Annotated in this window: 14 protein-coding genes; 2 read left to right on the top strand and 12 right to left on the bottom strand. The window is 38.9% G+C overall.

Translation table 11 applies throughout. The annotated features are described in order from the left end of the window. Positions 1 to 4: 4 nt before the first annotated feature. A complete protein-coding gene (locus tag A5883_RS01930; RefSeq protein WP_005228413.1) occupies positions 5 to 778 on the top strand; it encodes an ABC transporter permease in 774 nt (257 codons plus the stop codon). Positions 779 to 834: 56 nt separating this feature from the next. Here A5883_RS01930 and A5883_RS01925 read toward each other — a convergent pair whose 3' ends face one another. From A5883_RS01925 to A5883_RS01910, 4 genes are all read right to left on the bottom strand, one after another. Then, positions 835 to 1,293, bottom strand: a complete 459-nt coding sequence (locus A5883_RS01925) for a PTS sugar transporter subunit IIA (RefSeq protein ID WP_016608416.1) — start codon at positions 1,291 to 1,293, stop codon at positions 835 to 837. 13 nt (positions 1,294 to 1,306) lie between these two features. Beyond that, positions 1,307 to 2,473, bottom strand: a complete 1,167-nt coding sequence (locus A5883_RS01920; protein ID WP_086337900.1) for an MFS transporter — start codon at positions 2,471 to 2,473, stop codon at positions 1,307 to 1,309. 65 nt (positions 2,474 to 2,538) lie between these two features. Beyond that, positions 2,539 to 3,870, bottom strand: a complete 1,332-nt coding sequence (locus A5883_RS01915) for a 6-phospho-alpha-glucosidase (protein WP_010749959.1) — start codon at positions 3,868 to 3,870, stop codon at positions 2,539 to 2,541. A 28-nt stretch (positions 3,871 to 3,898) separates the two neighbouring features. Continuing rightward, positions 3,899 to 5,470 (bottom strand): alpha-glucoside-specific PTS transporter subunit IIBC, encoded by a 1,572-nt coding sequence (locus A5883_RS01910; protein WP_016608417.1) that lies wholly within the window; start codon positions 5,468 to 5,470, stop codon positions 3,899 to 3,901. 180 nt (positions 5,471 to 5,650) lie between these two features. Here A5883_RS01910 and A5883_RS01905 point away from each other — a divergent pair, with 180 nt between their 5' ends. Beyond that, positions 5,651 to 6,424 carry a MurR/RpiR family transcriptional regulator gene (locus A5883_RS01905; protein WP_010749961.1) on the top strand — a complete coding sequence of 258 codons (774 nt, stop codon included), beginning with the start codon at positions 5,651 to 5,653 and terminating at the stop codon, positions 6,422 to 6,424. A 27-nt stretch (positions 6,425 to 6,451) separates the two neighbouring features. Here A5883_RS01905 and A5883_RS19080 read toward each other — a convergent pair whose 3' ends face one another. From A5883_RS19080 to A5883_RS01870, 8 genes are all read right to left on the bottom strand, one after another. After that, the gene (locus A5883_RS19080) at positions 6,452 to 6,697 is read right to left on the bottom strand and encodes a hypothetical protein (RefSeq protein WP_016608418.1); all 246 of its coding nucleotides are present in this window, start codon (positions 6,695 to 6,697) and stop codon (positions 6,452 to 6,454) included. A 376-nt stretch (positions 6,698 to 7,073) separates the two neighbouring features. Beyond that, on the bottom strand, positions 7,074 to 7,712 hold the full coding sequence (locus tag A5883_RS01900; protein WP_086337899.1) for an HAD family hydrolase: 639 nt from the start codon (positions 7,710 to 7,712) through the stop codon (positions 7,074 to 7,076). A gap of 12 nt (positions 7,713 to 7,724) precedes the next feature. Beyond that, the gene (locus A5883_RS01895) at positions 7,725 to 10,469 is read right to left on the bottom strand and encodes a sigma 54-interacting transcriptional regulator (RefSeq protein WP_086337898.1); all 2,745 of its coding nucleotides are present in this window, start codon (positions 10,467 to 10,469) and stop codon (positions 7,725 to 7,727) included. A 102-nt stretch (positions 10,470 to 10,571) separates the two neighbouring features. Then, positions 10,572 to 11,540, bottom strand: coding sequence for an SIS domain-containing protein (locus A5883_RS01890; protein ID WP_086337897.1), 969 nt, complete (start codon positions 11,538 to 11,540; stop codon positions 10,572 to 10,574). A 48-nt stretch (positions 11,541 to 11,588) separates the two neighbouring features. After that, positions 11,589 to 12,401 (bottom strand): PTS system mannose/fructose/sorbose family transporter subunit IID, encoded by an 813-nt coding sequence (locus A5883_RS01885; protein ID WP_086291725.1) that lies wholly within the window; start codon positions 12,399 to 12,401, stop codon positions 11,589 to 11,591. A 13-nt stretch (positions 12,402 to 12,414) separates the two neighbouring features. Continuing rightward, positions 12,415 to 13,188 (bottom strand): PTS mannose/fructose/sorbose/N-acetylgalactosamine transporter subunit IIC, encoded by a 774-nt coding sequence (locus A5883_RS01880; protein ID WP_086291724.1) that lies wholly within the window; start codon positions 13,186 to 13,188, stop codon positions 12,415 to 12,417. A 13-nt stretch (positions 13,189 to 13,201) separates the two neighbouring features. Then, positions 13,202 to 13,672, bottom strand: coding sequence for a PTS sugar transporter subunit IIB (locus A5883_RS01875; protein WP_086291723.1), 471 nt, complete (start codon positions 13,670 to 13,672; stop codon positions 13,202 to 13,204). Next, positions 13,669 to 14,085, bottom strand: a complete 417-nt coding sequence (locus tag A5883_RS01870; RefSeq protein ID WP_086337896.1) for a PTS sugar transporter subunit IIA — start codon at positions 14,083 to 14,085, stop codon at positions 13,669 to 13,671. Before A5883_RS01870 ends, A5883_RS01875 begins: the two co-directional genes overlap by 4 nt. Positions 14,086 to 14,151: the final 66 nt, after the last annotated feature.

Genomic DNA, 14,151 nt, shown 5'->3' with positions numbered 1-14,151 from the left:
GAATATGGTTTATTGGCATTATTTTTGTATTCATCTCAAAAGTCAGATGCAGTATAAAGTTTCCTTTGTGTTAACCGCTTTAGGACAATTTCTAGGCTCCTTTACTGCTTTTTTAGGCATTTGGTTTATGTTTACCCGGTTTCATCAAGTGGATGGCTTCACCTTTGAGGAAGTCCTACTTTCCTTTGCGACGGTTTTGTTTGCCTTTTCGATTGCGGAATGCTTCTTTCGCGGGTTCGATCTTTTTCCGCAAATGATCAGTAATGGCGAGTTCGATCGGGCACTCGTGCGCCCTCGCTCCTTGATTTTTCAAGTCTTAGCTTCCAAAATGGAATTCTCGCGTCTTGGCCGTTTTATTCAAGCCTTGCTGTTGTTTGCTTATGCGATTCCTAATAGTGGAATTGCTTGGCATTTTGGAAATGTCCTGACTCTTTTTCTGATGATCGTCTGCGGCGCCCTCTTTTTCGCCCTATTGTTCTTAGTGTATGCCGCCATTTCCTTCTTTACGATCCAAGGACTTGAATTTATGAATATTTTTACCGATGGTGCCCGCGAGTTCGGCCGCTACCCCTTCAGTATCTACGGAAAACACGTCTTGCGTTTATTGACCTACGTCGTGCCGATGGCTTGGTTTCAGTATTATCCGTTTCTGTATGTCATTGGTCGCGTAACTAATCCTTGGTGGATCTTATCACCCTTGGTTTGTCTACTCTTTGCCTTTCCCGCCTTCTTCTTTTGGCGAGTAGGTTTGAAGAACTATATTTCTACGGGTTCGTAAATAAAAAGGAGCGCCTCTCTTTGAAACTAAGAGAATGCGCTCCTTTTTTTATTCGGTTATTTCAAGTGAAAAACAGCTTCTCCTTGCTGAATATCGCCGTCAGTTCGCAGGCACTTCCCGCCTTGTTCCTCCATGAAGACAACGATCACCATGGTCTCTTTGCCCATTTCCTCAACTGCTGCTACATCCATTTCTGCCAGCAGCTCACCTGTCGTGACTGACTGGTTTTCTTGGACCGCGATCGTGAAGGGCTCCCCTGCTAACGCCACTGTTTCAATTCCCATGTGGATCAAAAGGGAACGGCCATCCACCAACTCAACGGCTAAGGCATGCTGTGTTGGAAAAATCGTTCGAACCGTCCCGGCTGCTGGTGCATAGATTTTTCCGTGATGATGAGAAACGGCAAATCCATTTCCCATCATTTTAGACGAAAATACCTCATCTGGTACTTCTTCGATCGGTAGCAGTCGGCCTGTTGCCGGTGCACAAATTTCTATTTTTCTTTTAAAAAGCATCCGTAATTCCTCCTTAGATTGCCGACAGTGTTCTCTGACAGCTAGAATAGATAAGAAAAGCTACGAAGGGCAATAAACCAAAGATAAAGATGGCAGTATCGAGGGACAGCACCTGAGAAAGAAAGCCGCCAGCTAATGGCGAAAGAAACGATGCCGCACCAATGTACACACTGATTGATATCAGTTGTCCAGAAGAAAAAACAGCTGGCGGTGTAATAGCACTGATAATCATTCGACTGCCGATAGTAAATGCCGGTACAGTGAAAAACTGCAGAAAACTGGCTGCCAAAAGTAAGAATGGGCTACTAGCAAGCCAATAGACAAAAAATTGTAAGGTTAAAAATATACCTGCAATCAAAATCAAGCGCTCATTTTTCCATTTAGCAATCATGCGATTCAGCAAAAGGTACGCTGGAATTTCACAAAAGGATTGGATCGACCATTTCAGACCAACAAATTCACTGCCTCTTTCCATTGTAATCAGCTTGTCGATAACGACCGTATTGTTCGCAACGATCGTCAAGTACAAGAGAAAGAACAGTCCCGTATAAACCAAAAAGCGTCGGTCTTTGCATAACAGAAGAATGTCTGCCAGCGAGACACCGCTGTTTGTTGCTGTTCCTTGCTTTTGCGGTAAGACGTTTTTCTCTGGGATCGTTCGTGAAAATGTATAATTGATAAGCAAAAAGAGGAGCAGCGGCAAACTAAACCAGCGATAATTATTGGAAAATAAAAAGAATGGCACGCAGACACTCATCATACTCCACCCTAAAGAGCCGTTTGCTTTGATTGAAGCAATTCTTTTTGAAGTACTGGACTCCGATAATACCCAGTTATCGAGCACCGTTGCTGTTGTATTGGCTAATCCACCCGCAATAGCCAATACCAGAAGATGGATCAGCCAGTGGTCTTTTCCTAACCAATAAAAACTAATGGAGAAGAAAACCAGAAAGATCATCAGAAGCATCGAAATACGTTTTAATCGCTTGCTCTTGTCCGAATAATAGCCGATCACTAACTGAAAAAGAATTGTCGTGATGCTGTAGGAGGCTAAAAACCAGCCTCTTTCAAGCGCATCATAGCCTTGCTCAGTTAAAAAAGGAACGATTTGTGTCATCAAAATCGCCATCGTTGCATATTGAACAAAATAGATTACTTGAAATTTGTGTTTGATTTCCATACTTTGTTTATGATCAGCTGAAGGAAATTCCTTCAGCCGATCCCTTTCCTTTTTACCTGCTGAACCTATTTAAGTTCTGGCCAATATGGTTCGTTCGCCACAATCATTTCATCTAATATTTCTTTGGCGACTTTCGCACTTGGTACAGTTTTATTCATAGTAAAGGATTGCCACAATTTTTGGTAAGACTCTTGTTCCCAAGCATCAACTGCCAATTTTTCAGATGCGATCTGCTGCTCCATCAATCCCTTTTGGAATGTTGGAATATCACCGATCGACAAGACTTCGTAGCCATCTTTTCCAACTAGACAAGGCAGTTCCACCATTGCATCATGGGCAAAGTTGGCAATTGCGCCGTTGTTTTCAACAATCAGAATCATGCGTTCTTTCGTATTAAAGGTTAGTGCGCAAGCAAGGTCTGTAATAAAGGAAGCATGTTCGTTTGAGGCAAATGTTGTATCAACTGCTGTGTTGTTTGCAACGATTCGTCGGCATTCATCAAACACATACTTCTCTCGTCCGTCAATGATCTCATTGGCACGGGTATACTCTTTGTCCGCATGAGCCACCGTTTCATCAGCCATCAAATAATATTTCAGATAGGTATTCGATAAAAATTCTGGTTCAATTTCGTGCAGATCTTTAGCCGCCCACATCGTTTCCAGCCAACTGCTTTCTTTATGCTGGCCTTTTTGTGTTTGTTCGGTGTAGCCGTACTTTTGAACATGCGCACTGATTTGTGGCATTAAGTCATTGCCGTCATGGTCTTTGATGCTGGTCCACCAGCCAAAATGATTCAAGCCGAAATAGCTCGTCTCAAATTCTTTCCGATCCTTCAACCCAATCACTCGCGCCATGATATCTTCCAAACAAACTGGCATATCACAAATATTGATGATTCTTGAATTTGGTCGGAATCTTCTGGTCGCTTCGGCAACGACTGCTGCTGGGTTGGAATAGTTCAAAAGCCAGGCATCTGGCGAGTATTTTTCCATGTAGTCGACTAGTTCTAAGATCGGTCCAATCGAGCGCAGGCCATAAGCTAAACCACCAGGTCCGCATGTCTCTTGTCCGACAACATTATGCCTAAAAGGAATTTTCTCATCTTGTTCCCGCATAGCATATTTGCCGACACGAAGCTGTGCCATTACGATATCGACATCCGTAAAAGCTTCCTTTGGATCGGTTGAATATTCGAACTGTACTTCTGGCGCTCGCTCAGCAATAATGATCGCACAAGCTTTTGCTACGGTTTCTTGTCGCTTTTCATCGTTGTCATAAAATTTGATTTTTCTAACTGGAAAGCGCTCTTGACTTTCTAATAACATCATAACTAGCGATGGTGTATAGGTACTTCCGCCACCTGCAATTAAAATTGAACTTTTTTTCTTACTCATGGTACTTGTTCCTCCTTGTGATTCTGTTTTATTCGGCCATTAGTTCTTCGAATGATTCTCTAACCGTTGGTACCGTTAATCCTACAATGATTTGAATGCCGCCATTTCCAGGGTTGACCAATCCTGAGGCACCTGCTTCTTGAAACTGCGTACTATCTGCAACTTTGTCGGCATCCTTAACAGTCAAACGCAGCCGTGTCGCACAATTCGTTACATCAATGACATTGTCTTTCCCACCTACCAAGTGCATATAGGCCTGTGCTTGCCGCACATGTTTTGGTAATTTTTCATCTTGCTTTTTGTTGTCATAATCTGCTTTTGTATACAACTGCATTGCTGCAGTATCATCCTCACGTCCAGGCGTTTTTAAGTTGAACTTCTTGATCATAAAGGAGAACACAAAATACCAGATAGCGGTAAAAATCAGCCCGATAATGATTTGGGTAATATAAGTTGAACTGTGAAATTTCCACAAGGGCAGCCAATTTAGACCTAACCAGTTGATCAATCCGCCGCCAAAGTCCCCGACAACCCCGAAAGCATAGGAGATTGTGGCGATCGAAGCATCCAGTAAAGCATGAACAAACCATAATGCTGGTGCAACAAACAAGAAAGTAAACTCGATTGGTTCAGTGATTCCGGTCAAAATAGCCGTCAATGCTGCTGGTGCAATCAATGCGATCACTTTTTTCTTTTTATCAGGCCGAGCCGCTTGGATCATCGCTAAACTCAGACCTGCCGTTCCAAAGACTTTCGACATTCCTGATAGTGAGAAACCGCCAAACGGATAGAGTTCTTTCAGCGAAAATGCAGTAGTTTGGAACTCGCCAATGTGGGAGGCCCAATAAACGGCCATTCCCCCTTCGACAACCGCACTGTCATAGGCAAACGGTGCATAAACAAAGTGATGCAAGCCTGTTGGAATCAGTATTTTTTGCAAGAACTGATAAATAAAGACACCGAAGTTTCCTGATTCAATGAAAAAGCCCTGCATGCTTCTCATTCCCTCTTGGATAACTGGCCAGACAAAACACATGAGTACTGCCAAAGGAACCATGGCAAAAAAGGAAATCATGGTTACAAAGACTGATCCGCTGAAATTCGACAGCATTTCTGGCAATTCTTTTTCATAGAAGCGATTGTGGAGATAGACAACGATTCCCGAAATCAGCAAGCCGCCCATCATGCCGGTATCTAAGGTGATGATTCCTGCAATCGAGGTCAACCCAGAACCAGCAGTTGCCCCTTGAGCTAAATCTACCGCAAATGATTCTGGCCACAAAGTTAAAATTGCATTTACAAAATAATTAAAAGCGATATAAGTAACGAGTGCCTCCATCGTAGCGCGGGCGGCGTATTTTTTAGCTAGACTGATCGGCAGCCCTACTACAAATAAAAGCGGTAATTGGAAGAAGGGCGTCCAGCCTCCTGCTGCGATCACATTCCAAAATTTGAACCAGAGGGTATTTGGTGCTGCGATATCCCCCATAATCGTCTGATTCGAAAATAGCAGAGAAAAGCCGATAACGATCCCAAAAAAGGAAAACAGCATGACCGGTGCCAGCATCGCTCCGCCGAACCTTTGAATTTTTTTCATCATAGTTTTTCGTCCTTCACGTTTTTTAGTTAAGCGCTTTACTGATTCTCATTTTACTATTAAAATGATGCTATGAAACCCTTTTCCGTTGTTTAAAAGTTTCTCACATTTGAAAGGTTTTTTTCACATAAAATGTGAATTGTCACACATTATCAATGGAGAGATAAAATGAGGAGATAGCCTATGCTGCAAGACCGTATCACTACCTACCAATCAAGATTAACCGAGAATGACTTTTTGATCTGGTCCTACATCACCACTCACAAAAAGCACTGCTTGGCAATGTCCATCAATGATTTAGCCAAGGAGTGCATCGTTTCTAGGACGACGATTATGCGCTTTTGTCAAAAAATCGGCTTTGATGGCTTTTCAGAATTCAAATACCATTTAAAGAACGAGGTACAACAAGAAAATGCCCTACTCTCTGAGATTGAAGGCGAAATTCTCGACAATCATATTCAAACGATTGAAAATTTAAAAAAGAAAGATTTTACAGCATTGTGCAAAATGATGGCTCACGCTAAGCGAATCTTTGTCTATGGTTCAGGGGACATTCAAAACCTTGTTTCCAATTATATGAAACTCTTATTTTTGCCTAATGGACTACTTGTCTACGATTTTGGTGCGATCTCAGTCAATGAACAATTTTATCGCATCATCGAGCCAGATGATTTAGTGATTTTGATTACTTTAAATGGTGAGTCACCCACCGTTGTCAAACTAGCAAAGCAACTGAAACAGCGCAACATCAACACGATCGGGATCACGAAGCTGAGAAACTCAACGGTTTCTAAACTCTGTTCTGAAACGATTTTCTTTTTAAATCCAGAGATCCAGTCAACCGAAAATGCGATCGCTCCCTTTGAAACGACCGCCACACTTTTCTTTGTGATCGAGTACTTATTGTTAAAATATGATGCTTGGCAAAAACAAGCCGCAAGCGTCTCAGAGCCATAAAAGTTCTCTTGATTTTCCTTCATTCATTTAACTTACAGTATTTTGAAAGACGCTTGAATAAGCCATTTTCAGCCAATTTCTGCTAGGAAAAGCAGCCAATCTCTGGTAAGATAAATAAAAACGTAAAAGAGGACCAGTTATGGAATATTTAGCGATTTTACTTGTTTTCTTTCTATTGAATGTAGTGATACTTGTACTTGGATTGAAGAAGAAACGAATCATGCTGCTTTTTCTGTCACTCTCTGGTTTATTGTTGGTTTGCTTGATTGCCATATCTTACGTTTTCTTCTATTCAAATACACTTTAAGTCGTCAAAATAATACTCATTTTTTGATTTGCATCCACAAGCATTGACTCCTCGCCAGCGTCTGGCCTATAGAAATTGTCAAATATAAACAAAAAAACCAGAATTCCGGATAGGAGTTCTGGTTTTTTTAAATACAGTACTGATAAAAATCATTCAATAGCCTTGCATAACAAGCGTTGATAATCAGACATTAAAAGACGCATCTATGTGTAGATGAGGCTCACATTTCTTACCATTATTGATCAACAAAGATTTAAGAATGACCAACCCTTCTCTTAACTAGCCGAACTTAGGTCTCATCAAGGGAATTGTTCCTGAAAAAATTTTTACTGCCAAGAATCTTTAGACAAGTGTCTTTCTTCTTAGAATTTGTGGAATTTCGTTCAACTCGCTAATTTGTTCATCCGCCTCTGATTGATCAATATAAAATGACTGTTTTAAAGCTATGGTATATATTTCTGCTGCTTTTGCGGCTTTAATCCCCACCACTGAGTCTTCTATCGCAAAAAAATAAGAACACGCGAGCGCTTGCTTTTGTTTCAGATAAATTTCTGGATGAGGCTTGCTTTTTCTCAGGGATTCCCCACTACTAACGCAATCAAAATATTTTTCAAGATTACACTGAGAAAGCATGTTTTCTATCTCTCGCAATGGTGAGGACGAGGCCAATCCAATCTTTACTCGTTCTTTTTTTAATTCTCTGAGTAAAGGTTCTGCCTCTTTTCGCAAAACTTGCTGGAAATTGATGGGATAATCTTTTTGATACTTTTTGTACAATAAATACAACTTGCTTCGCAACGCTTGATCATTAGGAACTAAAGTTTCCCAGATTCCTTTTTCCGTCTTTCCGACATACTCTTCCATGTTTATGGATCCTGGTGCGATCTTGATCTTTTGAAAGAAATCCATTCTTCTTTTGAAATAAAACTCTTCACTATCAATCAAAACACCATCCATATCAAAAATAATTCCGGTAGTCATCCTATTGCACTCCTATCCCTGAATGATATCATTTAATATTCTTAGTTCTAAATCCGGTATTTGAATAGTATATTCTGCTTCAATATCATAAAAGGCCGCTCGAATTTTTTCTATATCTTCTCTATTTTCTTTTTTATACTGTTCAATGTCGCTTTGATCATCAACACTTTCTTTACGTAAAATCCTCTCGATCATACAGCTGCAGTGTAAATATAAAAGAAAAAGCTGATTATTAGAAAATTCGATTTCCATTAATTCAGCTGTTTCTCGAATTGCTTTTTGGACAGATGCCAATACTTTATCGGGATCTAATATCGTCAAATTTTCAACGATTTTACCAATGGAAAAACGGAAAATTAATGCCTCTTGCAGATTCTCAGATTCAATGGTAATTTCTTTTCCCAACAATCGAAGAAACTCACCAATGGCTTCCCCATTAATCAAACGATCTAATCCAATATACGGTATTCCCGAAATTTTTGGGTCCTCTGTTCCGACAATCATCATTACATCATATAAGTGAAACGGCATCTCATATTTTTTATTTTTACTTAATTTTTTATAATCGTATGGAATAATCATCAGTTCTTTCACAGAATCACCCAAACATTTCGTTAAAATTTCTTGAATCTGGGTTGCACTTCCTATACCGGTGTAACAACAGGTAATAATTGCTTTCTTTTTTCTCGTTGACGGAAACAGCAATTGCTTTTGCAAAACCAGCTGGGGATCAATTTTCTGTTCAATTTCAGCGATGCTTTTGTCTTCTAAAATAGATTGTCCTACTTCTAACAAAAGCGGCGTATTGACATGGTCAAAAACAAGCAAGGGTCCTTTCAAATGATCACTCAGACCTTTTCCAATTTGGTTTAAAGAACCCATATCGACCAAAAGAATCAATCCTGAATCTGTTCGATACTCTTCGAGAAAACGAATAAGCTGTGCCTCTATTTTCTCTAAAGTAATATCTAGTGGCATATCATATGCATGAAAGACATTTTTGTTTAATAAACGATTCGCAACATTTGCCATGCTGCTTGCTGTTGAATACCCATGTGCTAAGACAATACTCTTAATTCCTGTAGTCACATTCGTAATGTTTAAACTATACAAATAAATAGTAATAAAGAAAATATCTTCCGTATAAACCGGCTGATCTAATCGTTCTGACAGTATAGTTAAAATTTTTTTTGCAAACCAATAAGATGTTTCCATTACACTTGATAAAAAATCACTTAGCTGCTCTTGTAGACCATCTCTTTGCAGATCTTCTTCCGCAAGCACCTGATTATCTTTCATGAATAAATAATTTGCTAGTGCAACAACACGATTTCCATCTTGCTCAAATCCATAGCTGTCACGCAGAAAATCAATTGTTTGCCGAATATGATAAATTAAAATAGTATACAAAGACTGTTCTTTTTCATAGTCCTCTTGAAAGATCAAACTATCCATAATTTGAGTGACTTTTTCCACCATTTTGTTGATAAAGATCGACGCATCAGTTTTGTGTGTAATCATATCAAAAAATTCTTGAATCAATTGTTCAAAAAATTTCACTAGCAGATGGTTTTTTCTCTCTAAACGCAACTGTCGCGTTTCTTTAGGGTAATAAAGTCGATCTGTTTTTTTCTTTCTTGGCTTGTCTAATTTTTCCTTATATTTACAGCTATATTCTAATGGCATATCCAACAATCTGACTTGGATCAATGGTTGATTTTTTTGATGAATGTACGCATTTCCACAAGCATATTTAACAATATTTTTGATATTCCCCACATTGCCTTCAAAGTCACTATCTAGCAAAAAATGAATCAGAGCATTAGAAACCGATAATTTTCTATTTAATATTTTACTTTCTGAAATAAAAAATTCATCAATTATCGCTAATCGTTCTAATGAAGGTCGTTGATGAAATCTTGGCAAATTGACAACTACTGGAACTCGCCGGACAAAAGTCGGCAAAAATGTCTTGTAAATATTTTCAGTTGTAGCAAAAATGAGCCGAACTTTAGATTTTCTGCGTATGCTGTTATCACCCATCGGGGAAAATTCGCCAGAATCCATAAAGGTAAACAATTTCTCCTGCCCCTCTTCCGATAAGCGGTGCACTTCATCCAGGAACAAGATCCCTTCATTAGCTTTCTCAATAACGCCATGGTGTTCTTCCGTTGCACCAGTAAATGCGCCTTTTGTATAACCAAACAAAGCTGCCGATAATAATTCGGGATTATTTACATATTGTGCACAGTTATAAGCGATAAATGGCGCATTTTTATCGATTACTTTTTCCTCCACCGCATACTCGAAAATTTTATTTGCCATAAACGTTTTCCCTGAGCCGCTGGCACCAATCAGTAATAAAGGCAGTCCTTGTCCTGGATAAAGAACCGCTGTCTTGATTTGATCAATCACTTCTTTCAAGCTGCCTTTAGCACCGATCACCTGATCAAGCGCTGGGACTTTCTTATACCATAACAAGCTCTCCAATGAATCAATTTCCGTCTGTGAAGTAAAGATATCTAAGCATTCTAGCGCCTTTTTATGTAAGAATAAAACTGGATAATTTTTCACTTTTATATACTTCCCTTGCCGAACCCCTTCATTCAAATAGCTGCTGATCGTACTTCGCTCGAGCTGAAAAAATTGTGAAATATTACTTGCTGAATAATTGATCGCATTCGTTGTTTTCACTTCTAGAGTCAATTGATACAAATAATCATCTAACCGCTTCAAGTTTCCACCTGCTTTCACCATCTATCATATTACCTGTATTCTAGCATAGGTAAAAAACGTCTAATTAAGGGAATAGGTTGGCTTAAAAACTATAAGCCAACCTTGTTATCACTTCTTTATCTATTAATAAGACAATTTCCACATGTATCGTCTTTTCGTTAGTGGATGCTGTCTTGCTGCAGCCAACTCTTCTGCATATACTCTAAACACAGCCGTGATAACGAATGGATTAAAATAATCTACCACTTCTTTCTCAATGTGTGCAGATAATCCATAATCCAAAGCATCTACCACTTCAGTTTTTGTGTCAAAACGTTCAAGGAAAGCCAGCGCTCTTGCATCAATGCTTCTCGTTTTTCCATCATTCATCAATAGGATAAATGGAATATTTTTATCAACAATCTCAAAGGGACCATGGAAGAATTCACCGGAATGAAAAGTTCCTGAATGGATCCATTGCATTTCCATCAATAAACAAATCGATGTAGAATAGGCTGTTTCTAGTGTTGCTCCACTGCTCATCACATAAATAACTTCCTCATCTTTGAATCTTTGAGCAAATTTCTTTGCATCTTTACGAGCAGATTCAGCACTGGTTTGTACCAAGTCATAAATTTTCGCAAAACTTTTTTCCATCTTTTGATAATGGGCATACCCTTCAATTTGGTGTAAAATCTCTACTGCCAACTCTAAACAGTAACCTGTTTTTTCTAATTTTGCTGCATAGTTTTCGCCGAAGCGATGATAAATCACATAGTCGGCATCTTTTGTCAAAGGCGAATCCACACTTTGTGTTAGGCTGATCACCGTTGCCCCTTTTTCTTTAGCAACTGCATTTGCTTCAACAGTTTCTGGTGTGGTACCGCCTAAAGAAGCAGAGATAACGATAGTCGTATCATCAACAGATACTGGCGTTGCATGATTGAACTCATTGGCTGTATAATGACTAATACGTAATGTTTTGGCATTTTGCTCTAAAAAATATTTCGCAGGGTATAGATCTGCCTTGGATGCCCCGCATCCTACAAACACGATCGATTTCACTTCTTTCTTAGCAGCAATTTCTTTAATAATTTCTTTTGAATTCAGCATTTTGAATTCCTCCTTATTTATTTTTTAACCAAAGTTTCTGGTTCATTCCTATTGCAATATACCTAACAAGCTCAGCACAATGCCGCCAGCTAGACAAATTGTCAACATCCAGCCAGTTTTGACTTTCTTTTGCAACAACCAATACATGAGAAATGTCAGACCTAATGGAAGAAGCTGCGGCATGATATTGTCTAACACTTCTTGTAAAACAAACGCATCATTCATCTGAATAGGCGTCGTAATGCCGATCATACTGGCGATCATCGAGCCAATTACCATCAAACCGACGATCGAACATACATACATTACTTTATCCATCAACCCTTCTTGATAAAGTTTGGCTAGATACTTATTTCCCATGGTATAGCCGATTTTCCCACCATAATAAGTAACTAAGAAAGAAGGTACAAATGAAATAATCATTGCTAAAATGGGGCCCAAAATACTGCCTTGTTGAGCTAAATTGATTCCCAAACCAAAAGCTAACACTCGGATAGTTCCTTGAAAGAATGAATCCCCTATGCCTGACAGTGGTCCCATTAGAGATGTTTTCACAGCGGTAATTGATTCAGGATTAAAGTTTTCATGATCTTCGTGATACTGTTCTTCCATGGATGCAGCTAATCCCAATACAAAAGCACTCGTTTGGGGGGTGCAGTTGTAATATCTCATATGCCGTTCATACGCCTCTTTTTTCAAAGCATCGTCTTTCGACTCTTTGTATATCTCATCTAGTATGGGGGCGATTCCATACATGAAGCCCATATTCATTTGACGTTCATAATTCCAAGAGGATTGAATGGCCCAAGATCGCCATAAAAATTGCCGGTATTTCCAAGCGTTCTGATCTTTTTTCTTCATTAAGTTTCCCTCCTTATAATTCATCTAATGGATCAGGTTCTCCATGACTGTTGCCAGTCTCTTTACTATGAATTTGAATCATTACAAAAGCGGTAATACAAGCAAAAGCAGCTACACCAGTCACACTTAAATTAGAATAGGCAGTAATCAAAAAGCCCAGTAATAAAAAGGGAACAAGTTTTTTGGTTAACATTGTTTGCAACAGTAACGCAAAACCAAATGCTGGTAAAATTTTACTTGCGACAGTAAGCCCGTTCGTTAACCATTCCGGGATAGCTTCCACGATTTGTGATACCAAGTTCGTTCCAAAATAGATTGCTAGAAAAATCGGAAGAAAGTACATTAAGCTATAGAGGGCTGTCCCATACAATATGTGAATTCTCCTTGCTTTTTGATATTCACTTCTCTCGATAAATTTATCTGCAACGTGTGTCAAATTTGACAAAATCGTACGCATCAGAATGCCTAACATCTGTCCTAAAACAGAGATTGGAATCGCAATGGTTAAGGCTGTTTCAGCATTGGCATTGGACAAAATAGCAAAAGAAGTCGCAATGATCGATGCCATGTTCATATCCGGCGGTGCTGCTGCACCGATATTGACGATACCCAAGGACATTAACTCCAATGAAGCACCAACCATTAATCCTTTTTCTAAATCCCCCAAAACCAAACCAACCAGTGTACTTACAATAAGCGGCCGTTCAAAATTCATTCTTCCCAGCAGTCTTGAATCTAAAATACAAAAAACACCAATTAAACCTAAAGCAATTGATTGGATGATCATCTTCCTTCCCCCTTTATATCATTGTGTTTAAATCCTCTTTCTTAGAGGTTGGAACCTGTTGTATAAATTGAGCGATTCCCTGCTCTTTTAAACATTTCGCATCAGCAATTTCTTCTTCGTTTAAAAAGACTGCATTGCTGAATTGTTTGGAACCTGTTTTTTTTATAATCCCCCCATAGTTGATTTCTTTTATTTTTGGATATGCTTCACAAAATTTTCTTACCTCCTTTGTGTTCCCAAAAATCAGCATAATATTCTCATTCAAAGTCTCAATTTTGGGTATTTTTTCTAATAGCTCCGCCACAGAAAAAATATGTAATTTTACCCCTGTCGGCTTAGATAGATTTAAAGACATTTTCTTGAAATCATCTTTTGCAGCTTCAGTATTGGCTACAATGATTCGGTTAATATTCAGTGATTTACTCCAAGAAAAAACAACTTGTCCATGCAATAATCGGTGATCAATACGTACTAACTTAATCATAGTTCATCTCCTTCGGCGGTTAATCCTACCAATAATTTCTTACAATCCACGAGAGAGTTTTGGCTCTCTAGGATAATATTACTTAAATCATTTTCATTAATCGGTCCGCAATGCGTTGCTAAAGAAATAACCAGCGGTAAATTCATTCCTGTAATCAGTTGTATCTCTGGGTGTTCTTTTATAAGCGTCATCATGTCATTATTAACACTCCCCCCTAAAATGTCTGTTAATATATACGTATTGTTTGTATCTGTCTCCCTAAGCATTCTGTTTATTTGCTTTAAAACAGGTTCATCCTCGTCTCTAAATGCAGACAAAGCATAAATAGGAATACTATCTCCTATGATCATCGTGGCTGTTTGTTTTAATCCTTGAGATAATTCCCCATGGCTGACAAGAATTATTGTTACCATTTCCATTCCTCCTATCCTTTCACTTTTTATTAGCAAAGAGTATGCCAACTTAAAAAGTATTGGTAT

Source organism: Enterococcus sp. 5B3_DIV0040 (assembly GCF_002140755.1).
In the GTDB taxonomy this organism is placed as follows: Bacteria; Bacillota; Bacilli; order Lactobacillales; family Enterococcaceae; genus Enterococcus_D; species Enterococcus_D casseliflavus.
Note: the sequence above shows the minus strand (reverse complement) of the source record. Positions and strands in the feature narration are given on the sequence as shown.

Excerpts from the sequence above, each read along its gene's own strand:
- A5883_RS01930 (WP_005228413.1), top strand. The coding sequence starts at position 5 with ATGGTTTATTGGCATTATTTTTGTATTCATCTCAAAAGTCAGATGCAG.
- A5883_RS01925 (WP_016608416.1), bottom strand. The coding sequence starts at position 1,293 with ATGCTTTTTAAAAGAAAAATAGAAATTTGTGCACCGGCAACAGGCCGA.
- A5883_RS01920 (WP_086337900.1), bottom strand. The coding sequence starts at position 2,473 with ATGGAAATCAAACACAAATTTCAAGTAATCTATTTTGTTCAATATGCA.
- A5883_RS01915 (WP_010749959.1), bottom strand. The coding sequence starts at position 3,870 with ATGAGTAAGAAAAAAAGTTCAATTTTAATTGCAGGTGGCGGAAGTACC.
- A5883_RS01910 (WP_016608417.1), bottom strand. The coding sequence starts at position 5,470 with ATGATGAAAAAAATTCAAAGGTTCGGCGGAGCGATGCTGGCACCGGTC.
- A5883_RS01905 (WP_010749961.1), top strand. The coding sequence starts at position 5,651 with ATGCTGCAAGACCGTATCACTACCTACCAATCAAGATTAACCGAGAAT.
- A5883_RS19080 (WP_016608418.1), bottom strand. The coding sequence starts at position 6,697 with ATGGCAATCAAGCAAACCAACAATAAACCAGAGAGTGACAGAAAAAGC.
- A5883_RS01900 (WP_086337899.1), bottom strand. The coding sequence starts at position 7,712 with ATGACTACCGGAATTATTTTTGATATGGATGGTGTTTTGATTGATAGT.
- A5883_RS01895 (WP_086337898.1), bottom strand. The coding sequence starts at position 10,469 with ATGGTGAAAGCAGGTGGAAACTTGAAGCGGTTAGATGATTATTTGTAT.
- A5883_RS01890 (WP_086337897.1), bottom strand. The coding sequence starts at position 11,540 with ATGCTGAATTCAAAAGAAATTATTAAAGAAATTGCTGCTAAGAAAGAA.
- A5883_RS01885 (WP_086291725.1), bottom strand. The coding sequence starts at position 12,401 with ATGAAGAAAAAAGATCAGAACGCTTGGAAATACCGGCAATTTTTATGG.
- A5883_RS01880 (WP_086291724.1), bottom strand. The coding sequence starts at position 13,188 with ATGATCATCCAATCAATTGCTTTAGGTTTAATTGGTGTTTTTTGTATT.
- A5883_RS01875 (WP_086291723.1), bottom strand. The coding sequence starts at position 13,672 with ATGATTAAGTTAGTACGTATTGATCACCGATTATTGCATGGACAAGTT.
- A5883_RS01870 (WP_086337896.1), bottom strand. The coding sequence starts at position 14,085 with ATGGTAACAATAATTCTTGTCAGCCATGGGGAATTATCTCAAGGATTA.